Origin of the sequence: Shewanella submarina (genome assembly GCF_042646185.1) — a bacterium.
In the GTDB taxonomy this organism is placed as follows: domain Bacteria; phylum Pseudomonadota; class Gammaproteobacteria; order Enterobacterales; family Shewanellaceae; genus Shewanella; species Shewanella corallii.
Map to the genome: position 1 here is coordinate 51301 of NZ_JBHRTD010000006.1, position 25760 is coordinate 77060.

18 protein-coding genes are annotated in these 25760 nt (G+C 50.4%); 6 read left to right on the top strand and 12 right to left on the bottom strand.

What is annotated here, in order from left to right:
* The first annotated feature begins 143 nt into the window (after window positions 1–143).
* Window positions 144–521: a DUF2541 family protein gene (locus ACFOE0_RS03240; protein WP_248935480.1), complete on the top strand. Its 378-nt coding sequence runs from the start codon at window positions 144–146 to the stop codon at window positions 519–521.
* Window positions 522–653: 132 nt separating this feature from the next.
* Here the strand turns inward: ACFOE0_RS03240 and ACFOE0_RS03245 are convergent, their stop codons facing one another.
* On the bottom strand, window positions 654–1769 hold the full coding sequence (locus tag ACFOE0_RS03245) for a mandelate racemase/muconate lactonizing enzyme family protein (RefSeq protein ID WP_248935479.1): 1116 nt from the start codon (window positions 1767–1769) through the stop codon (window positions 654–656).
* 3 nt (window positions 1770–1772) lie between these two features.
* The gene (locus ACFOE0_RS03250; RefSeq protein ID WP_248935478.1) at window positions 1773–3305 is read right to left on the bottom strand and encodes a BCCT family transporter; all 1533 of its coding nucleotides are present in this window, start codon (window positions 3303–3305) and stop codon (window positions 1773–1775) included.
* 255 nt (window positions 3306–3560) lie between these two features.
* Here ACFOE0_RS03250 and ACFOE0_RS03255 point away from each other — a divergent pair, with 255 nt between their 5' ends.
* A complete protein-coding gene (locus ACFOE0_RS03255) occupies window positions 3561–4436 on the top strand; it encodes a LysR family transcriptional regulator (RefSeq protein WP_248935477.1) in 876 nt (291 codons plus the stop codon).
* Between the two features lie 89 nt (window positions 4437–4525).
* On the opposite strand, the gene putA is transcribed toward ACFOE0_RS03255, so the two are convergent.
* Window positions 4526–7702: a bifunctional proline dehydrogenase/L-glutamate gamma-semialdehyde dehydrogenase PutA gene (gene putA, locus ACFOE0_RS03260; RefSeq protein ID WP_248935476.1), complete on the bottom strand. Its 3177-nt coding sequence runs from the start codon at window positions 7700–7702 to the stop codon at window positions 4526–4528.
* 305 nt (window positions 7703–8007) lie between these two features.
* Between putA and ACFOE0_RS03265 the strand changes: the two genes are divergently transcribed.
* Window positions 8008–8253: a hypothetical protein gene (locus ACFOE0_RS03265; protein WP_248935475.1), complete on the top strand. Its 246-nt coding sequence runs from the start codon at window positions 8008–8010 to the stop codon at window positions 8251–8253.
* Between the two features lie 43 nt (window positions 8254–8296).
* Here ACFOE0_RS03265 and ACFOE0_RS03270 read toward each other — a convergent pair whose 3' ends face one another.
* From ACFOE0_RS03270 to ACFOE0_RS03280, 3 genes are all read right to left on the bottom strand, one after another.
* On the bottom strand, window positions 8297–8878 hold the full coding sequence (locus ACFOE0_RS03270; RefSeq protein WP_240317011.1) for a TIGR04211 family SH3 domain-containing protein: 582 nt from the start codon (window positions 8876–8878) through the stop codon (window positions 8297–8299).
* A 113-nt stretch (window positions 8879–8991) separates the two neighbouring features.
* Window positions 8992–10266: an inorganic phosphate transporter gene (locus ACFOE0_RS03275; RefSeq protein WP_248935474.1), complete on the bottom strand. Its 1275-nt coding sequence runs from the start codon at window positions 10264–10266 to the stop codon at window positions 8992–8994.
* Between the two features lie 24 nt (window positions 10267–10290).
* Window positions 10291–10971: a TIGR00153 family protein gene (locus tag ACFOE0_RS03280; RefSeq protein WP_115136261.1), complete on the bottom strand. Its 681-nt coding sequence runs from the start codon at window positions 10969–10971 to the stop codon at window positions 10291–10293.
* Between the two features lie 232 nt (window positions 10972–11203).
* Here ACFOE0_RS03280 and ACFOE0_RS03285 point away from each other — a divergent pair, with 232 nt between their 5' ends.
* The 3 genes from ACFOE0_RS03285 to ACFOE0_RS03295 all read left to right on the top strand — a co-directional run bounded on the left by ACFOE0_RS03285 (window position 11204) and on the right by ACFOE0_RS03295 (window position 20888).
* Complete coding sequence (locus ACFOE0_RS03285; protein ID WP_248935473.1) at window positions 11204–12682, top strand: CYTH domain-containing protein; 1479 nt, start codon at window positions 11204–11206, stop codon at window positions 12680–12682.
* Between the two features lie 186 nt (window positions 12683–12868).
* Window positions 12869–16780, top strand: a complete 3912-nt coding sequence (locus tag ACFOE0_RS03290) for an Ig-like domain-containing protein (RefSeq protein WP_248935472.1) — start codon at window positions 12869–12871, stop codon at window positions 16778–16780.
* Between the two features lie 199 nt (window positions 16781–16979).
* Window positions 16980–20888, top strand: coding sequence for an Ig-like domain-containing protein (locus ACFOE0_RS03295; RefSeq protein ID WP_248935471.1), 3909 nt, complete (start codon window positions 16980–16982; stop codon window positions 20886–20888).
* Between the two features lie 40 nt (window positions 20889–20928).
* Here the strand turns inward: ACFOE0_RS03295 and ACFOE0_RS03300 are convergent, their stop codons facing one another.
* The 6 genes from ACFOE0_RS03300 to ACFOE0_RS03325 form a co-directional block, all read right to left on the bottom strand.
* Window positions 20929–21738, bottom strand: coding sequence for a potassium channel family protein (locus ACFOE0_RS03300; protein ID WP_248935470.1), 810 nt, complete (start codon window positions 21736–21738; stop codon window positions 20929–20931).
* A gap of 60 nt (window positions 21739–21798) precedes the next feature.
* The gene (locus ACFOE0_RS03305) at window positions 21799–22128 is read right to left on the bottom strand and encodes a hypothetical protein (RefSeq protein ID WP_248935469.1); all 330 of its coding nucleotides are present in this window, start codon (window positions 22126–22128) and stop codon (window positions 21799–21801) included.
* Between the two features lie 7 nt (window positions 22129–22135).
* Complete coding sequence (locus tag ACFOE0_RS03310) at window positions 22136–22783, bottom strand: hypothetical protein (protein ID WP_248935468.1); 648 nt, start codon at window positions 22781–22783, stop codon at window positions 22136–22138.
* Window positions 22784–22854: 71 nt separating this feature from the next.
* Window positions 22855–23544 (bottom strand): PspA/IM30 family protein, encoded by a 690-nt coding sequence (locus ACFOE0_RS03315; RefSeq protein WP_248935467.1) that lies wholly within the window; start codon window positions 23542–23544, stop codon window positions 22855–22857.
* A gap of 12 nt (window positions 23545–23556) precedes the next feature.
* On the bottom strand, window positions 23557–23970 hold the full coding sequence (locus tag ACFOE0_RS03320; protein ID WP_115136254.1) for a YjfI family protein: 414 nt from the start codon (window positions 23968–23970) through the stop codon (window positions 23557–23559).
* 80 nt (window positions 23971–24050) lie between these two features.
* Window positions 24051–25760 carry a polyamine aminopropyltransferase gene (locus ACFOE0_RS03325; RefSeq protein ID WP_248935466.1) on the bottom strand — a complete coding sequence of 570 codons (1710 nt, stop codon included), beginning with the start codon at window positions 25758–25760 and terminating at the stop codon, window positions 24051–24053.

Below are 25760 nucleotides of genomic sequence, written 5' to 3' on the forward strand. Positions count from 1 at the left end.
AACACAAGATTAATCTTGACTGTCGACACCTGTGATTAACTTAATAATGTTAGCGACTTCTAATTTTTATCATTTGTCAGTGGTGTCAAAGGGCAACGGCGGCTATTGTGCCGCCCAATTCCTGCTGTTGATGAGAAAACACAATGAAAGAACTGATTGCTGTGTCTGCTTTGGCACTGGCAGCGCTGAGTGCTGCAGCCCCTGCAATGGCTGATGGTCATATCACTTTGGGCCGTACTATTTTGTTGGAAGACGGTCGTCATGGCGCCAAGATCCCACTGCTGGTTTGCCGCAACACCGATGCCATCAAGATCAAGGCTGAGCGTAAAGCACGTCTGCGTAAGGCGGTATTTACTTTCCGCAATGGCGAAACCCGTACCATCAACTTCTATCGTGACCTGAAGAAGAACGAGTCTACCGACTGGCGCAAGTTCGCTTACAAGCGCTGCGTGAAGAGCATCGAAGTGTTCGGTGAGGCTAAAGATGGCAGCGCCGGTATCAAGGTACTGGGCCGCGATTAATCGTGAATTCAGGACGGATAAAAACCTGCGTTGTACGCAGGTTTTTTTATGCCTGAGTGCAGGCGATTTTGCTGAACCCGCATAATAAAAAAACCGGAGCAAGGCTCCGGCTTTTGGACACAGGTCAGGGGATCAAACCTTGTACTTTTCAATGACCTCTTGATCCAGTTCTATGCCCAGACCTGGAGTGTCCGGCACAGTCACATAGCCATTTTCAAACTTAATCTGATTGGCAACCAGGTTTCTGAATAGTGGGCTGTTGCTCTGAGAGAACTCCATCAAAGTGCCGTGTTCTGTGGCAGCCAGGAAGTGCACTGAGGCGGACAGCAAAATGCCTGTGCTGAAACCGTGTGGGATCAGCTGAGTACCGTGCATCTGGGCCAGATCGTAGATCTTCTTCATCTCGGTAATACCACCACTGCGGGTGATATCCGGCTGTACGATATCGACCTTGGATTTCTCCAGGAACTCGGCAAATTCGAAGCGGGTCGTCAGTGACTCACCACCGGCAACCTTTTGTGGGATACGGCCGGACAGCTTGGCATAGCTGTTGAGACAGTCCGCCAGTACAGGCTCTTCCACCCAGTTCAGGTTGAACTTCTCCAGACGACGACACATCTCCATTGAATGACCACATGTCTTCCACTGAGAGGCCAGGTCAATCTGAACTTCAATCTCATCCCCGACAGCTTCACGCACGTTACGGACAATTTCATAGTCAGTGTCAGGATCGTGACCGAAGATGCCACCACCGAATTTGATGCTGGTAAAGCCCTGAGCCACCAGGTCCTGGGCAATTTTACGGTTGTCTTCCGGCTTGTCGGCAGGAATAAAGGTACCGTAGCAACGGATACGGTCGCGGTATTTGCCACCCAGTAGAGTGTGAGTCGGCACACCATAGTACTGACCTGCGATATCCCACAGGGCGATATCAATGGCGCTGATGGCATGAATACCGGCGCCGCGGCGACCCACATAGTTGGACGCCCAGTACATTTTGTTCCACAGGCGTTCAATTTCCAGTGGGTTTTCGCCAATCAGCAGACGCTTGAGACCATTACAGTAGAAGTTGGTCTGTGGCGCTTCGATGCAGGCCTGAACCACCAGAGGGCTGGAGTCAGCTTCACCCACACCCACAATACCTTTGTCGGTATGTACTTTAACGATGACTGCGTCTTCACCCCACTCGCAGTCTGCTTCCATGGCAGGGACACGCAGGTGGATAACTTCGATATCAGTAATTTTCATCAATTATTTCTCAAACTTATGGTTTGCCAGGAATTTCTTCAGGCCGAACAGACACAGCACCAGAACCAGAATAAACGGCGCAGCGGTCAGGGTTACGGCAGTTTTCAGGGTGTCCAGACTGGCGTCGATGTACAGCATGGCCAGTGGCAGCAAGCTGAGCATCACACACCAGAAGATACGCAGTGGACGGGCAGGGTCTTCACCTTGCTTCATGTTTTTGGTGCTTACGGCGGCTACTGTGTAGGCGATTGCGTCCAGATGGGATGCCAGGAACACCATCATCAACAGGAAGTAGAACACAGACAGCAGAGTTCCGAAGGGCAGGTTAGCAAGCAGTTGGGCTACAGCCAGGTCACCGGTCGCAGTGTTCAGCAGATCCGGGGCATTAATAATGCCTGAGTTGAACATGTCGACTGAGTAACCGGTCAATGCGCCGAAGAAGAACCAGCAACCCGCACAGCCACCTGCGATCAGGCCAAATACTACCTGACGGATTGAACGGCCCTTGGAGATTCGGGTAACAAAGATAGCTACGCCGGGACAGTAGGTCAGCCAGTACAGCCAGTAGAATACGGTCCAGTCTTTATTGAAGGTGCCATTATTGGTCACATCGGTGAACAGGCTCATTTCTACGAAATTACTCAGGGTCAGTCCCAGAGAGTTCACCACATAATCAATGATGAAAGTGGTGTCACCCAGCAGCAGAACCACCATGGCGAACACAAAACACATACCACAGGCAGCGTGGGCAATCTTCTGCAAACCTTCGCTGATACCTATGTATGAACTCAGGGTGAAGGTCAGGGTGATCAAAGCCAGAAGTACGACTTCAAACAGGAAGGAATTCTGGAAATCAAACAGTTCAGAGAAGCCGGTGGACACAGTGTTAACTGTTACCGTGGTGGTCAGGATCAGGCCGCCGAAGGTGGCGAACAGGAACACCAGATCCAAAGCGCGGCCCAATACTTTGCTGGCGGTGCTGTCTTCTTTCATGTTCAGAACAGACACCATCAGAGAGGACAGGTTCAGACCTTTGGCACGGTTAACGTGGAAATGGTAAGCCATGGCCACTGATGCCAGTGCATAGATAGCCCAGGGAGTAATACCCCAGTGGAACATTACATAGGAGAGACTGGTACGCAGGGCTTCATTGGTCTGGGCATCAATGTTAAGACCCAGGCCGTTGTAGTAGTAAGCCCATTCCATAAAGGCCCAGTACATAGTGGCACTGCCCAGACCGGCGCAGATAAACATAAACAGCCAACTGCTGTTGGTGTATTCAGGGGCACCGTCGCCCAGCTTGATATCGCCATATTTGCTCATTGCTACATAGACAATGGAACATACGATAACAAAAGCGAATAGCTGAACCAGAGAGCCAATGTTATTGGTCAAGCCCTGGAACATGTTTTTAGCCACTTCCTGAGAAGACTCAGGAAATGCCATCAGCATGGCGATCGTAGCAAAAACAAATATCAAGCTGATAGATATCAGTGTTTTGTCAAACTTGGCGTCGTGCTCGTTGTTGCACGGCATGGAATCTACTTCAGTTAGCATGATTCACCTTTGGGAGTGATTATTTTTTATCTGATTTGGTTACAGCAAAGGGGCGATTTCTCCGGCGGAAGTTTTTGTTTGCGCCGGGTCATCTCCCTAAAAAAAGCCGTGTAGATTTTCATGATTCCCTTAAGTATCATCCAACAATATTGTCTTATTTATCTATAACAAAACCTTATGCAAGATGCCTCCAATCCTGCGAATTATTCGCGAATGCCTCATCTGGCGTGGTTTTTGGCATTCAAGGCTGTTGCCGAACGTCAAAGTTTTACCCTTGCAAGTCGTGATCTTCATCTCACTCAGCCAGCGGTCAGTCAGCAAATCGCCAAGTTGGAGGCTTTGCTGAAAACCAAACTGTTTTTCAGAAATCCGAGAAAGGTAGAGTTAACTGAGGATGGACAGCGTTTGTACCGCAAAATTGAGCTGCCATTTAATGCACTGCTCAACATAGTCGATGACTTCCATGAGCATTCTGCAGGCTACATTCTCAACATAGAGTCTGAGCCGGTATTCAGCCGTATTGTAATTACCAAGCAATTACCTCATTACCTGAAGAACCATCAGCATGTGAGAGTGCGCCAGGTGTTGACCACTCATCATCTGGATTTCCTGCCGGAGACAGAGCTGGCGATTAAATGGGGGCAGGGACACTGGCCGGGATTCGATGCCAAGTTTTTGTACGGCTTATATTATGTGCCTGTGTGCTCGCCCAAATACCGGGAGGAGACAGGATTGGATGACCCTGAAGATCTGACCCGGGCGACCTTTATTCATGAACGTGACAACAGTGATTGGCAGTATTGGCTCAAGCACTATCCTGTTATTGGACTGGATTCCCATGGTGGTCATGTGGCCGGTGAGTCTGATGTAGTCACCGCCATGGCGATGGAGGGGTTGGGTGTCGCTTTATGTGGTTATGAACTGGTGAAGGAGCATTTGGATAATGGCACCCTGGTGATGCCATTTCCCGAACTTAAAGTGCTGCATCATAAGGCTTATTACATACTAACCCGACAGGAGCAACCCATGTCACGTGAGGCGCTGGATTTTATTCGCTCCCTCGATGAAGTAATACTGCAGATGCACAGTGAGTTGATTTTGGAGCGCTAGTCGACTGCTGCATCAGACTTGATATCCATACAAAAACGCCGGAGTCAGACTCCGGCGTTTTGATTCTAAGCAGTTTTCACTATCTCAAGTTAGTCCGCATCACCCAAAGACAGCAGGGTGGCATTACCGCCAATGGCGGTGATGTTGTTGGTGCGGGTTTTCTCTGTCACGAAGCGGAACAGATAGTGTGGACCTCCGGCTTTTGGACCGGTACCGGACAGTCCGCGACCACCAAATGGCTGCACACCGACCACAGCACCTACCTGATTACGGTTGATGTAGACATTACCCACATTCAGGCGATCAGCCAGCTCCCGGGCAAAGGATTCATTGCGGCTGTGAATACCGAACGTCAGGCCATAGCCGGTGGAGTTGATCTCCTCGACCACTTTGTCGATATCTTTGGCTTTGTAGCGCACCACGTGCAGGATTGGACCAAAGTGTTCCTTTTCCAACTGAGTGATGGAGTTAATTTCAACCGCAGTAGGCGCAACAAAGTGACCATGCTGGCACTCTTCAGTCAGATTAACGCTGTGGATCAGCTTACCTGTGGAAGAGATCTTGTCGATATGCGCGTTCAGATTAGTTTGCGCCGTGGTGTCGATTACCGGGCCAACGTCTGTTTTGAAGGCGCCAGGGTAACCCAACTGCAGCTCATCCATGGCACCTTTCAGCTGCTCAATAATGCCTTCTGCGATATCGTCCTGCACATACAGTACTCTCAGCGCCGAGCAGCGCTGACCTGCACTGGTAAAGGCGGAGTCTTTGATATCCTGGACCAGCTGCTCAGGCAGGGCAGTTGAGTCGACAATCATGGCATTCTGGCCACCGGTTTCAGCGATAAATGGAACAATGCCGCATTTACGCTGAGCCAGGGTGATATTGATACGCTGAGAGGTCTCAGTGGAGCCGGTAAATACCACCCCGGCGATACGCTCATCTGCTGTCAGTTTTGCGCCTACAGTGGCACCGGTTCCCGGCAGGAACTGCAGTACTGACTTGGGAATACCGGCTTCGTGGGCCAGCTGTACTGCACGATATCCAACCAGGCTGGTTTGCTCAGCAGGCTTGGCTATCACAGTGTTACCTGTAGCCAGCGCCGCTGTGATCTGACCCAGGAAGATAGCCAGCGGGAAGTTCCATGGACTGATACTGACATAGACACCGCGGCCCTGAAGGAACAGTTCGTTCAACTCTCCGGTGGGGCCTGGCATCAGGGTTGGCTCAGCCATCAGCTTCTTGGCCTGAATGGCATAGTAACGACAGAAGTCTACCGCCTCGCGCACTTCATCAATGCCATCCTGCAGGGTCTTGCCAGCTTCGCGGGTACACAGAGCGATCAGTTCTTCGCGATTTTCCTCCAGCAAATCCGCCAGTTTTTGCAGTGCATTGGCACGCTCTTCAACCGAAGTGCGACACCAGCTCGGATAGGCTCGTTGGGCAGAATAGATCGCCTGCTCAATTGCCGCTTCATCGGCGAACGCAATGGTACCGACCTTTTGGCGGGTATCGTAGGGGCTGAGTACATCATGCACTGTGCCGGAGACTGTCTCGCCATCGATTAATGGGCCAGCATGCCACTGCTGCTGTTCATATTTCTCAAGTGCTTTGAAAAAGGGTTTGGCTTCAGATTGGATATTCATATTCAGTCCCTTGGAATTTTTACGTCCTGCGCCAAAGATATCCGCTGGCACTGGGATCCGGTTGTTGGCCAGAGTTTTATAGGTCTTAAGTTTGGTCACCGGGTGCTCCACCAAACTGTCGATTGGGGTTTTGGGGTCGACCAGTTTATGGACAAATGAGGTATTGGCGCCATTTTCCAACAGGCGTCGTACCAGGTATGGCAACAGCTCTTTATGGGCACCAACCGGCGCATAGATACGTACCTGGGCGTTATGGCTCTCTTTCAGGTAGGTGTCATACAGCTCCTGGCCCATGCCATGCAGGCGCTGGAACTCATAGTGTCGGTCGCCTGCCATATCAATAATGCTGGCAACACTTTGGGCATTGTGACTGGCAAACTGAGGGAAGATGGCACCTTTGGTGGCGTCGCTCAGCAAATAGCGGGCACAGGCCAGATAAGAGACATCGGTACCGGCTTTACGGGTGAACAATGGATAACCGCCTTCACCACCTACCTGCGACCATTTAATCTCGCTGTCCCAGTAAGCGCCTTTTACCAGACGAACCGGGATCTCATCGCCCTGCTCTTTGGCCAGTCGGGTCAGCCAGGTCAGTACCGGCAGGCAGCGCTTGGAGTATGCCTGTACGACAATACCCAGCAAGCTCCAACCTTTTGCTTCTTCAGAGTTGTACAGCTTCTGGAACAGTTTCAGAGACAGCTCAAGTCTGTCAGCCTCTTCCGCATCAATAGAGATTCCTATATCTACTGAGCGCGCCAGTTGGATCAGTTTGATGACAGTGTCATACAGCTCTGTCAGTACTCTGTCCTCATTGGCGACTTCATAGCGCGGATGCAGGGCAGAAAGCTTGATAGAGATGGTTGGGCGGGGAGCATAGTTAGTGTCGTAGCTATAGCTGCCCAGCTCTCTAATGGCATTGGCATAGTCATTGAAATACTTGTCGGCGTCAGCCTTGGTCAGGGCCGCTTCACCCAGCATATCGTAGCTATGGGTATACCCCAGCTCACGGTTGTCTTCGCTGTTTTTCAACGCTTCCTGAATATCCCGGCCCAGTACAAACTGTTTACCCATAATGGTCATGGCAGCGTACATGGCCTGGCGAATCACAGGCTCACCCATCTTGTTGACCAGACGGTTCAACATATTACTTGGTGTGCCGTCGACCTTTCTGTCCAGCTTAACCACTTTTCCTGTAAGCATCAGCCCCCAGGTCGAAGCATTAACCAGCATGGAATCGCTCTTTTTAAGGTGCTTATCCCACTGGGCGCCTGAGAGCTTATCTTCGATCAGCGCATCGGCGGTTGCAGAGTCGGGGATCCGCAACAAAGCCTCGGCCAGACACATAAGGATAATACCTTCCTGGGTCTCCAGACTATATTGCTGTAGGAAAGCATCAATCCCTACCATCAGGCCTTTCTTCTCAAACTGGCGAACCTTGGTCACCATTTGATGGGCATTGGCAGTGACTCGACGAATATCATCATCACTTGAAGGAACCATAGTCAGAAGCTCTTTCAGATAGGCTTCTTCGTCCACTATGTAGTTATTGGTTATTGCTGTGAACAGCTCATCCAGAGTGGCACCGTCATAACGACCACTCAATACCTCGCTTGCTTTAAACATAGGAAAGTATCCATCGCCAAAAAAAATCTATAAAAACAGCAATGTAGCCAATGTGTTTTATTTTTGTATACAATATTTAATCGTACGCAAAAAATTATACTATGAAAATGTGAGCTGTGGCACACCTTGTGTTTCGGATTTGAGGTTGGGCAGTGGAGGATTTGTAAATTTTTGGATACAGACAAGGATATGACTGCTATTGAAGTCTAATGCCGACAATCTGCCGTGTATTAAACAGAATTCACTGAAACTCAGGTTTGACGGGCGTAACATGAAGCTTCTTTAGTCGCAGAAAAGAGGTTTATATGCTGCGCTTTAAGCCCTTTATTCGTACCCCTTTAATGCTGATCTGGTTGATGTTTTGCTATGCGATGACGGCTGTCGGTCTGGTGCTTGCATTGCCAAAGACGCTGTCCAAAGGCATGACTCTGAAAAATTTGAGAGTGGCCATGACAGGCTGCTATCTGCAGTACCTGGATGCCAACGAGTTTGTCAGCACGGGAAAATATGGCAATCGCCTGATGACAGCATTTAAGGAATTCAAAAAATAAAAAAACCACCCGCGGGTGGTTTTTTTATTGAGTGACTGATCAATCAGTTCATCCAGCGGCTCTTGTTACGACGCTGAGGACGTGGCAGGTAGGCTATCAGCAGACCCAGCAACAGACCTACGCCGGCAATCATGCCGCCCTGACGCCACATTTCATAATCCTGATCTTCAAGCAGTGAGTTCAGTTCTGCCTTGGCGCTGTCTCGCTCTGCTGTGGCCTGTGCCAGCTGTGCTTTCAGCTCGCTGATTTCACGGGCGGCACTGCTCAGCTGGTTGCTTTGCTGCTTGTTGCCGGATTGAACCTGACTCAGCTGTTTTTGAGTATCAGCCAGTTTGGTTTCCAGCTGCGGAACGACAACACGGAAAGAAGGAGAAGATTGGATCTGGTCAGTACGTACCCAGCCTTCTCTGTCTTTATGGTCTTTGATTTTACTGTAATCGCCGTCGGTTTCACCCAGCAGAGTGACAGGTTGACCGGCTTCTACGCTGCCCAGAATGCGATACTGGGTACCCGGACCACCATGGATGAATATGTAAACATCTTCAGAAATATAGCCGGATTGAGTCGCAGCCAACAGATTTGGTGAGGCAATCAGCATGGTCACCAAAGCAAGGATTCGTAACACTAAAGTATTCTCTTTAAAGATGGAACTGCCCCACATGCTAGGGATTCAGGGGCACTAATGCAAGAGGGAAGTCATATGACTTCCCTCTGTATAACTGCGTAATAAACTTTAGTTTATTCGAATGCTGATTTGATCATGTAGAAGAAGATGATCGACAGGCCAGCACCGGCAGGCAGGGTAACTACCCAGGATACTACGATGTTACGAACTACACCGATGTTGATAGCGGCAATACCACGAGCCATACCTACACCCAGTACTGCACCAACCAGAGTCTGAGTGGTAGAGATTGGCAGACCGGTACCGGATGCAATTACTACGGTAGAGGCCGCTGCCAACTCAGCAGCGAAACCGCGGCTTGGAGTCAGGTGGGTAATGTTCTTACCAATGGTTTCCATTACGCGCTTACCGAAGATAGCCAGACCGAATACGATACCGAAGGCACCCAGAGGCAGAATCCACCAGGCCAGAGCAGCCTTGGAAGAGATTTCACCGCCAGCTTCAACTACAGATACTACTGCAGCCAGAGGGCCAATCGCGTTGGCTACGTCGTTAGAGCCGTGAGCAAATGCCATACAACACGCGGTTACAACCATCAGGATGGCGAACACTTTTTCAACATCGCCAAACTGAGTGTCGGTGCCAGTACCGGTAACGCCAGACATCTTCAGGCGGCCAATAGCCACTTTACCCAGGAAGCCAACAGCAACAGCGATAGCCAGCGACAGCAGGTAAGCTTCATTGGTGCTCAGGTGCAGACCAACGTGCTTCAGACCTTTGGTAATAGTTACCAGAGACATGATGAAGCCAGCCAGACCCATATAGAAAGGTACATAGCGCTTGGCGTTTGCCAGAGGGTCAGAGGTGTTGAAGATCAACTTCTGAACGCTCTGGAAGATGACAAAAGCGATGAAACCAGAGATTGCCGGGGTGACAACCCAGGAACCAACGATGCCACCTACTTTACCCCAGGCTACAGCGTCAGGACCCACACCTACAGCGGCGAAACCAATGATGGCGCCAATGATAGAGTGAGTGGTAGATACAGGCCAGCCCAGTGCTGAGGCGACAATCAACCAGATACCGGCTGCCAGCAGAGCAGAAATCATACCGTACACCAGCAGTTCTGGGTGTGGTACGAAGTAAGCTGAATCGATAATACCTTTACGGATAGTGGAGGTTACTTCACCACCAGCCAGATAGGCACCGGCAAATTCGAAGATCATCGCAATGATGATCGCTTGTTTGATGGTAATGGCGTTGGAACCTACAGAGGTACCCATGGCGTTAGCCACGTCGTTGGCACCGATACCCCAAGCCATCAAAAATCCAAACAGGGCCGCCATCCCAATTAACAGCGTGCCATGGGTTACTAATACATCAACCATGTTGTTACCTTGAAAACCTTGTTATTAGACGCGAGCCAGCATCAGCTCCAGGCGGGAACCTACACGCTCGGCCAAATCAGCCAGGTCGCCTACCCACTCAATAATCTTGTAAAGGAACATCACATCGACAGGGTTGAGTTCAGCTTCCATGGCAAACAGCTGACGACGTACCTGAATTTGCAGATCATCAGTATCTTCCTCGATAGCATCGAGTTGACTGATCATCTTTTCTACCAATTCAACTTCACGACCACGGAAACCTGTTTCCAACAGATCATCCAGTTCGTTGATGGCTTGTTTCGCCAGTTCAACGGCGTCAAGACAGCGGGTTAAATAGGCAATGAAGGGACCTTGGATGGCTACCGGAATAAGCAATTCACGACCGATAACGCGACCAGAGATATCTTTTGCTTTATTGGCGATTTTATCCTGTTGGGTCACCAGTTCCAGCAAGTCAGTGCGTTCAACAGGCATGAACAGACCGCCAGGCAGATTCAGACGAATCTCCCGCTTCAGCGCGTCGGCTTCACGTTCCAGTTGACTGATTTGTTTTCTCTGTGCGACGGCACTATCCCAGTCACCTGCGATAGTCGCTTCGAAAAATGGGACAAGTATAGATGCGCAATCGTATACTTTGTCGATGTGCTCTTGCAGAGGCTTGATTGGCGATTTTGCAAACACGCCCAAAATAGAGTTTACTGGCATAGCCGTGTACCTATTAAGGTTATTCCCTTAGTGGAAAAAGCGGGCGAATGTTACCCCATGCGTCCGCTTAATGAAACTGTGTTTTTTATATCGAAGCACAGTTTTAATACTATTGAGTCATAAATCTACTCTGGAAGCGAATCCTAAAGACCTTTTATGACAGCAATATTACATTATGAATAAATAATGACGTTTTGATGAATCTTTGATTACTAACTGACCCTTCTACTTCATGGCCGCAGAAATCGAACTCAAGCTCTTCCTTGACCTGGCAGACCTTCAAACTCTGACTAAAAATCTCTCCAATCTGGAGCATTCAGAGCTATTGCCGACCAAACAACTCACCAACCGCTACTTTGATACCCGGGATCTGCAGCTGCGTCGCTGGGATATGGGGCTCAGAGTGAGGGGCGAAGGTGACCACAGAGAACAAACCATAAAAACTGCTGGTCGTGTTGCCGGCGGCATTCACTCCCGTCCAGAGTACAACATAGATATAGAAGCGGATACTCCGACTTTGAGTCTGTTTCCCGATGAAATCTGGCCTGTGGATGCAGATATTGCCGCGGTGCAGGATGAGCTGTATTGCCTGTTTGACACAAACTTCACCCGTCAGCTCTGGCATGTCTATGTAGGCAACAGCATGGTGGAGATTGCGCTGGATACTGGCACCATAGTGGCCTCCGGCCAGCAGGAAGATATTTGCGAGCTGGAATTTGAGCTGCTGGCAGGTGAGGTGTCAGCCTTGATTGAGTTGGCAACGACAGTGTCTGGCTGGATACCGGTTCGCCTGGGAAAAGCCAGCAAGGCTCAACGGGGTTACCGACTGGCGTCCCAGTCCAGCCCTTTGTCTTTGGAAGCCCTTAAGTATGTTGAACTCACCAGAGACAGCGATATCAACATAGCCGTGCAAACTTTACTGGAAACCTGTGTGGAGCGGTGGCAATTGCTCGAGCAGATGATTGCCGAGAGTGCTCATGTGCCGCTGCAGTGCGTCGAGCTATGGCAGCGCCTGCGAAGCATTATCCGACTGCAACGTTTGACATTGCAGCAGTTTGGTTTGTGGGAAGAGGGCTATGATTCAGGTTTCGAGTTACTTGAAGCCAATCTGGGCTTTGTTGATAAGGCGCAGTACGCCGCCGGTATTATTGAAGAGTGCCTCGCCACAAAACACGAGCAATCCGAGGCTTTCGAAGCAAAAGCAGCAGCTGAGCTGAATGGTTTCGACTTTGCCGCTAAATTGCACGCGCTGCAGCAGATGCCACAGTATGGTCAACTGCAACTGGCCATGGTGCGCCTGCTGCTGGATTTGCAGAAAGGTTTGGTTGTACTGCCTCAGGTATCATTGAAGGCGATGGCGGATAAGATGCAGGAAGCCTCCTGGCAGAGCATTCTGGAACTGATGCCTCCTACCCACTCCCTGTCTGACACTGATTACCTGAGTGCGGTTGAGCAGCTGGATGAAGCTATTTTGGTTGGCTTTGCCTATGGTGAACTGTATGACGCCCAGAGCCGGGATAGTTTTCGGGCTCCCTGGAGTGATTTGGTTAATGGTATACGAACCCTCGGCAGTTATAACCTCTTGGGTGAATACAGTAATCAGCTGGAGCTGGATCTCAGCGATTGGCTGGCCAATAAAAAGGACAGCTTGCTGCTGGCACTGGACTTCTCCCGGAAGTCGGCACAGGCCATGACGCCCTACTGGCGATAAGCTTTCATTGAGTGATCAAAAAAGAGCCTGCGGGCTCTTTTTTGTTCTGACGTTGGATATTCGAATCCATTTTGCCCCTGTTTCGTCACTGGCAGAACCTTTTGCCTGAACTAAAGTTATAGGTACGGCAAAGGCCTGCCTGATAACTTTCACTCATGATAGGGATGTCTGGGATGGAGAGACTGAATGTCGCACCTCAGGCAGCTATTCTGCTTATTTATTCTCACGCTGTTGTTGAGCGCATGTGGGCACGGAAGTGACGTATATATCAACGTGCAAACTGAAGCGGCTCCTTCGGTAGTAGAGTCTGATCCCCCCCGTATTGAAGTATTAATCGCTCAGATGCAGCCTGGTCGCTCCCAAACCCTGGACCTTTCGCCCCAGATCACGACTGATTCGGACTGGCAAATAACAGAGCTCAGCACTGTAGATGGGCCTGTGAGTGCCAACTTGATTAGTCCAACTCAAGTCTCTGTATCTGCTGATGCCGTTGGTCTTGGTGAAGTGAGCTATAAGGTGGAGAGTGATGGCGAAACCTATCAAGGATACTTTGCGGTGATCGTCTCTACCTGGCAAAACAATCCTCCAACGGCGTTAAATATCGAACTCAGTTCTGACGGAACCCAGGTTGTTGAAGTCGATATCTCTGACTTCATAACAGACCCGGATGGCGATCCTCTAAGTGTTGCGTCTTTATTGCAAAGTGAGCAACGACTGTCATTGATTGATGGCGTATTGAGCTATGACCCGGGTGGCAGCGATTCCGATTATGTAGCTGTTTACATCCTTAGTGATGGTATGGGGGGATGGACTGCGGGTCTGATTCTGGTCAATCTTGATAAGAATGCAGCTCCTGGAGACAGTCTGAGTGCTCCTCCTTTGATAAAGGACATCTATGTTGGTCAAACTCTGATTGTTGATCTCAATGAACAGGTTTCCGCTGAAGAGTTATGGGAGTTGATACAGGCTGAATCACTCAGTGACTATATTCGCCTTGAAGTGCTTGAAGAGAACAAAATAAAAATTACTGCGCTGGAGGAGGGGATTGCACAGGTTGATTATTTGCTGCGCAGCACTGATTCAGGCTCTGACACATCATCTATTGTGGTGTTGGCCATCAGTGAAGTAGATAACCAACCTCCTTATGCCAATGGGGTTTCTGCGGAGACCGATAGTGAAACTTCAATCACTATGACGCTGGAAGGAGCTTATGGAGACCCGGACGGTGATCCTGTCTCCGTCACTTCGTTATTGCAGACCGATGACCGGTTTTCTCTTAACGGTGATCAGGTCGAATATTCGCCCAATGGCTTTGTTGGCGTTGATTCCGCAACCTATTTAGTCACCGATGAATGGGGCGCAATCGCAGCAGGACTAATCGTCGTTCAGGTCAGTGAGGCGGTAATCGAGCCCGATAACAATCCTCCCGTCGCCACAGATCTGAGTATCACTACTGACAGTGATACTTCACTGACTATTGATTTGGTCTCTCTCGGACTCATCAGCGACCCAGACGGTGATCCTATGACACTGGCTGTCTATGGTGGCGATGCCAGAGTCACAGTGAATGGCCTGATCCTGACCTATTCACCCAATGGCTATGTTGGTGCTGATGAGTTTGTTTATCAGGTCTCGGATGGTCGCGGAGGCAGTGCACTTGGGCATATAGGTGTGACCGTATCCGATGCGACTCCGGCCAATCAGGCTCCGGTCGCATCAGCCACATCAAAGAGTTTTACCCTTCAGCAAATAGCAGCTTCGCCCAACCAGACAATCGACCTTTCCTCAGTAGTGACAGATGCGGATGGTGATGGCCTTGCTATCACTCAGATTTATGGTGCATTGGCTAGCGTCAGCATCTCAGGTGCTTTGGAACTGACCTATACCGCTTCGGCCTCAATTCCTGAGGATAGCTTTAGCTATGTGGTGTCAGACGGCAAGGGAGGCTTTGCTCAGGGAACGGTCAATGTGTCCATTGATAATCAAGCGCCGGTCGCGCAGCCCATCACGCTGGCGATAGACCCTTATGCCGGTGGCAGCCTGAGTATTGACCTGAGCCTGTACACTTCAGACGCAGATGGGGATTCACTCATCCTGAGTGAGCTGGGCAGTGCGACTGCTCCGGCGACCATCAGCAGCACTGGTCTTCAATTGGAATACACGCCCAATGGCTTTACCGGCACTGATTCCATCAGCTACAGCGTGTCAGATGGACTGGCCACGACGTCCAGTGTTATTCAAATCACCTCCAGTTCACAGGCGGTGTTAACGGCAAATAATGTTTCACTGGGGTCTTTTCCATTAAGCCTTGGGTTGCTGGTGATTGATATGACGCCCTTTGTTTCCAACAGCTCTGGTCGAAGCATAATCTTTTCCAACGTTTACGGAGCCAACCTGGGGACAACATCATTCAATAACAGTGACCTTCTATTAAGGTATACACCGGATAACATCAGCTATGGGACTGACACTATCTTCTATGAAGTCACTGACGGCGAGGGAAATACCGCAACGGCAACTGTCACACTTACCCTCAGCGCACCTGCAGCGCCGGTTATTACTTCGTTGACACTGGACTACCAGGGGGATGTTACGGCTTCTCTTACCTGCAGCGGCTGTGATCATCCCGCCCGTACTGAGTTCCATTTTGAGGTAGCCGGAGTGCCGGTCAGTGGCAGTGGTGCAATCTATTCACCAACTGGAGATGACAAGGAGAAAACCATCTCTGTACGGGCAAGGGTGAAAAACCAATACTGCAATGCCGATGACTCAGGTGTAAATGGCAGTAATGCTTGTCTGATAACAGAAGGGCAGGTGGTGATACAGCCCAAATATGTTGCTGATGTGATAAGCGGTGAGTACAGTCACGCAGCTTTGATGACAGACGGTACAGTCGTGAGCTGGGGCGATGCAGCCAAGGGGGCGGATAGCAGTGCTGTACAGGCGCAGTTAACCGGTGTTGTGTCCATTGCCAACACCGACTGGGCTTATGCTGCGATTAAAGGTGATGGCACTGTGGTCGCCTGGGGTAATAGCTTATACGGTGGAGATGCCAGTGCAGTACAGGCGGATTTAACTGATGTCACCAGAGTATTTGCCAATACCGTGGCCTTTGCCGCGCTTAAGTCCGATGGCAGCCTGGTAACCTGGGGCTCTGGCGGTAGTGGTGGTAATAGCAGTGGGGTCCAGGCTCAACTGACTAATGTTGTTGAAGTTTTTGGAACAGACACCGCATTTGCCGCACTCAAGTCTGATGGCAGTGTGGTCACTTGGGGCGATAGCAGTAGTGGCGGTGACTCCAGCGCTGTGGCGGCTGACCTGATTAATGTGGAAACCATCTCCTCTACCCGATTTGCATTCGCTGCGTTAAAGGAGGATGGCAGTGTGGTCGCCTGGGGGGATTCAGTACAGGGAGGAGATGCCAGCTCTGTCCAGGCCAGTTTGGTCAATGTTGCCAGAGTCTATGGTAATTGGCGGGCATTCGCTGCAGTGAAGGATGATGGCAGTGTTGTTACCTGGGGGAACTCCAGTTTTGGTGGTGACAGCAGCAGTGTTCAGGCCGACCTTACGGGAGTTGAGAGTATCTCAAATACTACTCATACCTTTGCTGCGTTGAAGTCTGACAATACTGTTGTTACCTGGGGCTCAGCTTCTATAGGAGGGGACAGCAGCAGTGTGCAGGCGCAGCTTACTAATGTTGAGAGCTTGTCTGCGACCTTATTTGCGTACGCGGCGTTAAAAGGTGATGACACTGTAGTGACCTGGGGACTGGCGACATCCGGTGGAGACAGCAGTGGTGTGCAGTCAGATCTGACTGGTGTGGATCGAATAATAGGTACTGAAGAAGCCTTTCTGGCGCTCAAGTCTGATAACTCTGTGGTGACCTGGGGTAATTCCTCCTTTGGCGGAGATAGCAGTGGGGTCAGTGCCGACTTCGATACCGTGACTCAAATATGGAGTAACAGTTCCAGTTTTGTAGCACAGAATCAGGATGGCACTGTAGTCACCTGGGGGGACACGGTAGAAGGTGGTGACAGTAGCGCGGTACAAAGCGACTTTACCGGATACAGTCAGATCTTTATCGATTTGGATCTTTAGCGACTTGATTGCCGTTGCCCTTGGCTCTCTTCTGGGAGGAAGCTCTATACCGAGTTGGAGTTTGGTCTGAATAAAAGAGCCTGCGGGCTCTTTTCTCTTATGTGAAAACCAGTGTTTCTGGCAGCTGCTTCCCCCTGAACTAAAGTTAAAAGATAACAAACCCTATTGATACAAAGGACGCCAAACTGGGAGATACTGAATGATGCAGCTAAGACAAGTGCTCATTTTATCCTGCGCATTGGTGTTGAGCGCATGTGAACGCGAAAGTGCCGTATATATCAATGTGCAAACTGAAGCGGCTCCTTCGGCGATAGAGGCTGCTCCCCCCCGTATTGAAGTATTAATCGCTCAGATGCAGCCAGGTCGCTCCCAAACCCTGGACCTTTCCCCCCAGATCACGACTGACTCGGACTGGCAGATAACAGAACTCAGCACTGTAGAAGGGCCGGTGAGTGCCAGCTTGATTAGTGCAACTCAAATCTCTGTATCTGCTGATGCCATTGGTCTTGGCGAAGTGAGCTATAAGGTGGAGAGTAACGGCGAAACCTATCAAGGATACTTTGCGGTCATCGTCTCTACCTGGCAAAACAATCCTCCAACGGCGTTAAATATCGAACTCAGTTCTGAAGGAACTCAGGTTGTTGAAGTCGACATCTCTGACTACATATCAGACCCGGATGGCGATCCTTTGAGTGTTGTGTCTTTATTGCAAAGCGCGCAACGACTGTCATTGATTGATGGCGTATTGAGCTATGACCCGGGTGGCAGCGATTCCGATTATGTAGCTGTATACATCCTTGGTGATGGTATGGGGGGATGGAGCGTAGGTCTGATTCTGGTCAACCTTGATAAGAATGCAGCTCCTGGAGACAGTCTGAGTGCTCCTCCTTTGATAAAGGACATCTATGTTGGTCAAACTCTGATTGTCGATCTCAATGAACAGGTTTCCGCAGAAGAGTTATGGGTGTTGATGGAGGCTGACTCACTCAGTGGTGCTATTCACCTTGAAGTGCTTGAAGAGAACAAAATAAAAATTACTGCGCTGGAGGAGGGGATAGCAAAGGTTGATTATTTGCTGCGCAGCACTGATTCAGGCTCTGAGGCATCATCTATTGTGGTGTTGGCCATCAGTGAAGTAGATAACCAACCTCCTTATGCCAATGGGGTTTCTGCGGAGACCAATAGTGAAACTTCAATCACTATGACGCTGGAAGGTGCTTATGGAGACCCGGACGGAGATCCTGTCTCCGTCACTTCGTTGTTGCAGACCGGTGACCGGTTTTCTCTTAACGGTAATCAGGTTGAATATTCGCCCAATGGTTTTGTTGGCGTTGATTCCGCAACCTATTTAGTCACCGATGAATGGGGGGCAATCGCAGCAGGACTGATCGTCGTTCAGGTCAGTGAGGCGGTAATCGAGCCCGATAACAATCCTCCCGCCGCCACAGATCTGAGTATCACTACCGACAGTGACACGCCGTTGACAATTGATTTGCTCTCTCTTGGAATCATAAGCGACTCAGATGGTGACCCTATGACACTGGCAGTCTATGGTGGTGATGCAAGAGTCACAGTTAATGGTCTGATGCTGACCTATTCTCCCAATGGCTATGTTGGTGCTGATGAGTTTGTTTATCAGGTCTCGGATGGTCGCGGAGGCAGTGCTCTTGGGCATATAGGTGTGACCATATCCGATTCGACTCCGGTCAATCAGGCTCCGGTAGCATCAACCACATCAAAGAGTTTTACCCTTCAGCAAATAGCAGCTTCGCCCAACCAGACAATCGACTTTTCCTCAGTAGTGACAGATGCGGATGGTGATGGCCTTGCTATCACCCAGGTTTATGGTTCGTTGGCTAATGTCAGCATTTCAGGGGCTTTGGAACTGACCTATACCGCTTCGGCCACTGTCCCAGAGGATAGCTTCAGCTATGTGGTGTCAGACGGCAAGGGAGGCTTTGCTAAGGGGACGGTCAATGTGTCCATTGATAATCAAGCGCCTGTCGCGCAGCCCATCACCATGGCAATCGACCCTTATGCCGGTGGCAGTCTGAGTATTGACCTGAGCCTGTACACTTCAGACGCTGACGGGGATTCACTCACCCTGAGTGAGCTGGGAAGTGCGACGGCTCCCGCCACTATCAGCAGCACTGGTCTTCAATTGGAATACACCCCCAATGGCCTTACCGGCACTGACTCCATCAGCTACAGCGTCACAGATGGACTGGACACAGCGTCCAATGTTATTCAAATCACCTCCAGTTCACAGGCGGTGCTTACAGCCAACAATATTACTCTGGGAAGCTATGCCATGGATGCCGGCATGCAGTCGATTGATGTCTCGCCATTTGTGTCTAACTCTGCTGGCAGAAACATCAGCCTTTCGCGGGTTTACGGTGCTGGGCTGGGAACCTCTGTACTGAGTGCCAGCGACTTGGTATTTAACTATACCCCAGATGACATCAGCCATGGCAGCGATAGCTTCTTCTATGAGGTGACAGACGGCGAGGGCAATCTTGCCTCTGCAGCCGTGTCTCTGACCATCAGTGCTCCTGCAGAACCGGCAGTGACCTCTTTGTCACTGGATTACTCAGGGCCTGTTGCGTCAGGACTCAGTTGTACTGACTGTGATCATCCAGCAAGAACGGAATATCAATTTGAAGTGAACAGTGTTCCTGTTGCAGGCAGTGGCGCTGAATATGCTTTGGTGGGTGATGATAAGGACCATGGGGTTGGAGTTAGAGTGACAGTAAAAAACCGATACTGTAATGCCGACGGCACTGGTGTGAATGGAGGGAATGCTTGTAAAACTGCGTCTGCCCTGGCTGTTATTCAGCCTGTTTACATAGATGAGGTGATTGCCAATGATTATGCGATGACGGCACTGCGTACTGATGGATTTGCCAGAGCCTGGGGGCTGACTGATTATGGTGGTGACTCAAGTGCTGTTCAATCCGAGCTGATCAATGTTGGGGCTGTGACCACTTCCCATAAAGCGTTTGCTGCACTTAAATCCGATGACAGTCTGGTCGTTTGGGGCAATGCCGACTATGGGGGAGATGCGAGCAGTGTGCAGGCTCAACTGAACTCAGTGATCGCAGTTTATGCAACAGATTGGGCTTTTGCGGCGGTTAAAGCTGACGGTAGTGTGGTCACCTGGGGGGACACTGCTAAAGGTGGGGACTCCAGCGGTGTACAGGCCCAGTTAACCAATGTCAGCAGAGTTTTTTCGACTAATACAGCTTTTGCGGCATTAAAGCAGGATGGCACTGTGATTTGCTGGGGAGAAACCGGTAGTGGAGCAAGTTGTTCTGGCATTGCCGCTTCTTTGGTTAACGTTGCTGAAATCTATAATAATGATTCGGCGTTTGCAGCCCTGAAAACTGACGGCACCGTCGTGGCATGGGGCAATGCCACCAATGGCGGTGATGCCAGTGCTGTGCAGGCTGAATTAACCAATATCACCAGGATATTTCCCAATCGCAACGCCTTTGCTGCGCTGAAATCAGACGGCTCAGTGGTTACCTGGGGGGCTCTGGCGACGGGTGGCAGCAGTGCATCGGTTCAGGCTGAACTGACCAATGTCAAAACGATTGCCTCAAACTATTACTCTTATGCGGCCTTAAAACAGGATGGCAGTGTAGTGACCTGGGGCTCGTCCATCCTTGGCGGTGATAGTAGTAGTGTTCAGGCTGACCTCACCAATGTAGAACAGGTATTTGCCAGCTCTTTTGCTTATGCAGCGTTAAAAAGTGATAAAACGCTGGTGACCTGGGGAAATGCCAGTGGTGGTGGAGACAGTAGCGCAGTGCAGGCAGATCTGGTGGGTGTTAAATTTGTCAGCGGCGGCGAGATGGCATTCGCTGCGGTTCTTGAGTCAGGCGATGTTGTGACCTGGGGCGTTAGCCATATGGGGGGAGACTCAAGTGCTGTGCAGAGTCAATTCAATGGGGTTACCCACATATGGCACACCTATTTTGCTTACGTTGCCCGAAACCAGGATGGTAGCCTAGTTACCTGGGGGGCAGAAACTCATGGTGGAGACAGTAGTGCTTTACAGGATGACTTTACTCATCAAACTCAGCTGTTTCTGGACCTGGATTTATAACGGTCAACAGAGGTTCTTTTGGCTCAGAACAATGAAGGGGTTACTTATCTGGAAACTGTTCCCTGTGTTTCGCCAGTTCAGCTTTGACTTCATCCAATTCTGCCAGAATACGGTTTTGGTTTTCCTCCATGCGTTTAAGCACATTCTCTACTTCGTTGCGCATCTCCTTTTGCTGCTCCTTGGCGTTCTCCTGCTGCTCTGGCGCGACGAAAACTGATGCCATATAACCTGAGATCACACCGAAGAAGCTGACGCCGCAGACAATCACGATAGTACCCACTACATGGCCTGCAGTAGTCACAGGGTAGAAGTCGCCATAGCCAACGGTAGAGATGGTCACCAGCGTCCACCAGACCGCGTCCTGAGCGGTCTGAATATTGGCTCCCTCTACGCCGCTTTCCACAATCAGAATCAGCATGGAAGAGAGTGACAGAATAAGCACCAGTGCAAGCAGCAAGCTGGCTATTGTGGTCTGTTTGCGTTGACGAAGCAGGGGGATAATCAGCGAGCGGGTTACCCTGATAAGACGAACTACCCGCAGGATTTGGAACAGGCGCATCACCCGCAATGGTTCAATGGCTGGGATACTGGCGACAAAGTCGATCCAGTGGTGCTTAAAGTAGAACCATCTGTCTCTGGCCCGCACCATGCCAATAAAAAAGTTGCTGAGGAAAATAATGCAGATGCTGGTATCGATAAACAGCAGGAGTTCCCGGGTTTGCGGGTTGAGTCTTCCAAAAGCCAATACCAGTACCAGCACTACGGAAACCAGAGAGAGCACCATCATCGCCAGATCTATTGGCGTTGGCATCTCAAATTGCCTGACTCTCAACTCCTTTTGTTCACTCATTATTTCCCGGTTCCCTGATATTGATTATGGGGTCAGCATAAAAGAGCCGACCCCGACATTTCAATCTTCAGAGGCAAATTGCACCAGTTCATCCAGTACCCGACGCTTGATTTCAAGCTGTGAGTCTGCGGTCAGGCCATATTTTTCTGCCAGTGCGGCATAGTCGGCTTCACTCAGTGAAACCGTCAGGCGTGGACGCTTGGGGCGGGTAGCCACCGGCAGACCAAGAATGGTTCGGATTTGGTCAGAAGGGCTAACGCCGGCGTCCAATGCTGCTTTGCGAATTGAGTATTGAAATTTCTCATCCAGATCGAAGGCGACCTGAGTGGCTTTGGCAGCCTTCTGATTGACCTGCCAGGTTTCAGGTAGTTGCTGCGGTGATTTACTCATGGGAAATCTATGCTCCGGGCCAGAAGTCACGAATGTCCGACAGAGGGCGGTACAGAGTCAGCATGACATCTGTTTCACCACTTTCATACACTTCAATTTCCACAGCGCGGGATTCATCTGCACTGTCGAGACGATAGCTTTCAAAAGGTTCACCCCGGCCGGCGGGGGGGGACATCAGGCGATAATCATTTTGGTGGTAGTAGCCGTAGGCGGCAAAAGTGGACTGATGGTACTCATCGGCAAGCCAGTGGGCAAGTTCAGGAAGTTGGCTTCGAGCCTCAGGTTTGAGTTTTAATACTGCCTGGCCGGGTTCCTCGAAAATTTCTGCAAACTCATCCAGATCAAATAGCTGCTCTACTTTATCCCGGGTGACTTTAACACTGAAGCACAGCCACTCTTCATCGTCTGTCTCAACCGACATAAATACCGGCAGGTTATCGTTCCCCCTGAGCTGCCATTCGGCACTGCGGTTATGTTCATATTCGTAACAAGAGACGCGTTCGACTTTGAGTTGCTGCCCCTTAAGTTGGGGCGGCAGGGCAAAGCTGTCGTCCAGAGAGATCATATCTCCCGGGTTGAGTTTTTTAGGATGGTCCAACACCCGCTTTGGTGCCTGAGACTTTTTATTGCCAAACAGTTTGTCCAGAAATCCCATATCTCAACTCCTGTGGTTGATAAACGAAAAAGGCCGGCAGGGGAACTGCCGGCAGGTCGGGACTTAACACTTTACTTTTTACCGGCTTTAATCCGGTCCAGCACTGAGTTGGCTGTGGTTTTCTGCTCACCAATGCCAGCAGCGGCCAGCTTGTCCTGCAGTGACTTGTCACTGCCTTCAGCTTCAAGGTTTTCAGCTGCTTGCAGCCTGTCGTCAAACTGCTGCTGACGGGCTTTGATGCGCTCCAGCGAATCCTTGGCATTGAGCAACTTGGAGTTACTGCTGGTGAAGGAGTCTGTAATAGTGGCAGTAGCTTTCTGCACACTCTCAGTGGTTTTAACCATGGTCAGCTGACGCTTATAGTCGGCCAGTTGACGTTCGGTCTTTTTAACCAGGTCCTTAAGTCTGGCTGCATGGGCAGTAAAGCTGTCATTGGCAGACTGTTGCTCCGCCAGTTCCTGCTCCAAAGTCGCTATCTTTTCAGCCACTTCCATTGCCAGCGCTTCATTGCCCTGATCCAGAGCCTGAGAGGCGTAGCCTTCATGCTCAGCGACTGCGCGTTTGATGCGGTCTACTTCACGGGCGGCGTGCATCTCTTTGGCCATCACATCAGTCAAATCACGTTTGGCCTGAGTCAGGTGCTTTTCCGCGTCGCGGATCTCCTGCTCAAAAATTCGGGTGGAGTTGGCATCAACAATACTCTGGCCAACTTCATTGGCGCCACCACGGAATGCAGTCAGTATCTTATTTAAAATACCCATAATCTTGGCTCCTTAGTTGAGGTAGTCGGCCATCTCATCGATGACTTCCAAACAGTTGTCAGACAGCAGGGAGAGTTCATCTTCAATCTCTTCCATACTGGACTTGATCGACAGTGCGCCGTACACCACGTACTTATTGTCTATCTTGGCAAAGGCGGACAGGGGCATGGGAATATTGAGTTCCAACATGGTTTCAAACATCTCCATACGCTTTTCCTGCTTCACTTCATCCTCACCCCACAGATAACTGATGCAGAGGATCTGGTTGTCAGTAACGGAAACGAATATCGGCAGCTCTTCGCGTCCTTCGATATTGACCTGCAGTACGTCTACGTCGCCTGATATTGGGAAACAATCGAATTTCAAGCCAGTGCTTGAGTTGTCGCCCAACTTTCCTAGATGGTCTGCAATGCTGTGGATGTTCATGATTGTCCTCTCTGACATATTATGTCTGGGTTAAAGATTAACCGCTGGACATAATATGTCAAGCGGTAATGACAAATTGTTTAAAAAAGATTCATTCCCTGAGCTTCTCCCCAGGCTGCTCTGTGGTACATATAGATATGCTGAGTTCCTAAGGTATTGATTTTTATCTCTTCGCTGCCGTCGTAAAAGTTAGCGGGGAATTCGAATGAAGCCCGTACCAAACCTGTTGTCAGCCAGTGATCGTCAACCGGTAACTGCTCAAGCTGCGTTAATCTCTGCTGGCCATCCCGGCCTTTCAGGGTGCCCAGGGTCCATCCCCACTCACCAAAGCTTGGCACATTATGGTGATACTGATTGACATTGAATCCGGCGCTGCCCAGGGTTTTTCCTATGCTGATAAACGCCTTTTTGGCGTGGTAGGGGGAGGTAGACTGGATCCCAATCGCGCCGTCTGCACTGAGCAGATTGGCCAGCTTGCGATAGAAGAAGTCCGAGTACAGCTTATTCAGGTCTGGGTGGCTGGGGTCCGGCAGGTCGACTATGATGGCGTCGAACTTATCACCCCGCTTCAGCAGGTCATCCACGCCATTGAAGGCGTCATCGGTAATCAGCTCAAGTCTGGGGTCCTGCAGCGCATTGGCGTTCAGTTGAGTCAACCGCTGCTTCAGCTTTTCCGGCATAGCCGGGTTGTCACCCCGAAACAAAGTCACCATATCAGCATCCAGATCCATCAGGGTGACTTTGTCAGGCTGCCACTTGAGGACATCTCTCAGAGCCAGACCGTCACCGCCACCAATAATCAGCACCTTGTTTTGACGGGCCGATGCCGCCAATACCGGGTGTACCAGAAAGCTGTGGTAGATATGCTCATCATCGCTGGCGAACTGCAGGCGGCCATTGATATAGAGTGAGTAAACCGGTGCAAGCCCTTCACCTCGCAAACGCTCGGTAAAGGTGAGTTGTTGAAAACGGGTCGCCTGATGGTAAACCACCTTGTCTTTGTACAGCAGATTATTGAACCCCTGCTCCCAGGAGGGACCATGGATGGCGAGTACCATCAATACGCCGGAGGCCAGAATGTGTCCCGCCAGTAACAGTCTTACATGACGTATCTGGTGCCAGAACCTGAAGATAAACACAAAGCCTGCCAACAGATTAAAGCTGGCTGTCAGGGCTGCGGCCAGTTGAATATCCAGCGCCAGCATGGTCAACACCCAGATAGCAGCGCCTATACCAGCACCTATGTAGTCGGCACCATAAATGGTTCCGGCGTTATGGATAAGATGAGCTTCGCTGAGGGATTGTCTGACCCGGGCGATTAAGGGGATCTCCATCCCGATCATTAACCCAAGTATTACCCCCCAGACATAGGGCAGATAGCGGCTCAGTGTTTGGAAAGTGTCGATAAGCCCGCCTTCAGGCAGCATATCCGGTGGCAGGTTAAAAGTGTCTGCTATGGTTTGGGGCAACACATGACCAAAGCCGATAACCGCTGCTGTAATGATGATCGCGAGAGAACCACACAGGGCGACTGCCAGCTCAAGCACTGCAAAGCCGGTAAAGGCGCAGCGAATCTTGCGGGCAGCAAAGGCTCCCAGGCCCATTGAGACAATCATCAGGCCTATCATGGTATAGATGGCAGCCTCAAGGGCACCCAAAATGCGACCTGCATAATGAGACAGCAGGTATTCATATATCAGGCCGCAACCGGCCAACACCGCCATAATGCCTAACAGTAAGGCATCATCCAGCCAGCGGATCCCTGTTGGCTGACGTAAACTGGTATCCAT

What these genes read in the sequence shown, in the direction of transcription:
- ACFOE0_RS03240 (WP_248935480.1), top strand. Translation starts at nt 144, where the DNA reads ATGAAAGAACTGATTGCTGTGTCTGCTTTGGCACTGGCAGCGCTGAGT.
- ACFOE0_RS03245 (WP_248935479.1), bottom strand. Translation starts at nt 1,769, where the DNA reads ATGAAAATTACTGATATCGAAGTTATCCACCTGCGTGTCCCTGCCATG.
- ACFOE0_RS03250 (WP_248935478.1), bottom strand. Translation starts at nt 3,305, where the DNA reads ATGCCGTGCAACAACGAGCACGACGCCAAGTTTGACAAAACACTGATA.
- putA (WP_248935476.1), bottom strand. Translation starts at nt 7,702, where the DNA reads ATGTTTAAAGCAAGCGAGGTATTGAGTGGTCGTTATGACGGTGCCACT.
- ACFOE0_RS03265 (WP_248935475.1), top strand. Translation starts at nt 8,008, where the DNA reads ATGCTGCGCTTTAAGCCCTTTATTCGTACCCCTTTAATGCTGATCTGG.
- ACFOE0_RS03275 (WP_248935474.1), bottom strand. Translation starts at nt 10,266, where the DNA reads ATGGTTGATGTATTAGTAACCCATGGCACGCTGTTAATTGGGATGGCG.
- ACFOE0_RS03280 (WP_115136261.1), bottom strand. Translation starts at nt 10,971, where the DNA reads ATGCCAGTAAACTCTATTTTGGGCGTGTTTGCAAAATCGCCAATCAAG.
- ACFOE0_RS03285 (WP_248935473.1), top strand. Translation starts at nt 11,204, where the DNA reads ATGGCCGCAGAAATCGAACTCAAGCTCTTCCTTGACCTGGCAGACCTT.
- ACFOE0_RS03290 (WP_248935472.1), top strand. Translation starts at nt 12,869, where the DNA reads ATGTCGCACCTCAGGCAGCTATTCTGCTTATTTATTCTCACGCTGTTG.
- ACFOE0_RS03295 (WP_248935471.1), top strand. Translation starts at nt 16,980, where the DNA reads ATGATGCAGCTAAGACAAGTGCTCATTTTATCCTGCGCATTGGTGTTG.
- ACFOE0_RS03300 (WP_248935470.1), bottom strand. Translation starts at nt 21,738, where the DNA reads ATGAGTGAACAAAAGGAGTTGAGAGTCAGGCAATTTGAGATGCCAACG.
- ACFOE0_RS03305 (WP_248935469.1), bottom strand. Translation starts at nt 22,128, where the DNA reads ATGAGTAAATCACCGCAGCAACTACCTGAAACCTGGCAGGTCAATCAG.
- ACFOE0_RS03310 (WP_248935468.1), bottom strand. Translation starts at nt 22,783, where the DNA reads ATGGGATTTCTGGACAAACTGTTTGGCAATAAAAAGTCTCAGGCACCA.
- ACFOE0_RS03315 (WP_248935467.1), bottom strand. Translation starts at nt 23,544, where the DNA reads ATGGGTATTTTAAATAAGATACTGACTGCATTCCGTGGTGGCGCCAAT.
- ACFOE0_RS03320 (WP_115136254.1), bottom strand. Translation starts at nt 23,970, where the DNA reads ATGAACATCCACAGCATTGCAGACCATCTAGGAAAGTTGGGCGACAAC.
- ACFOE0_RS03325 (WP_248935466.1), bottom strand. Translation starts at nt 25,760, where the DNA reads ATGGATACCAGTTTACGTCAGCCAACAGGGATCCGCTGGCTGGATGAT.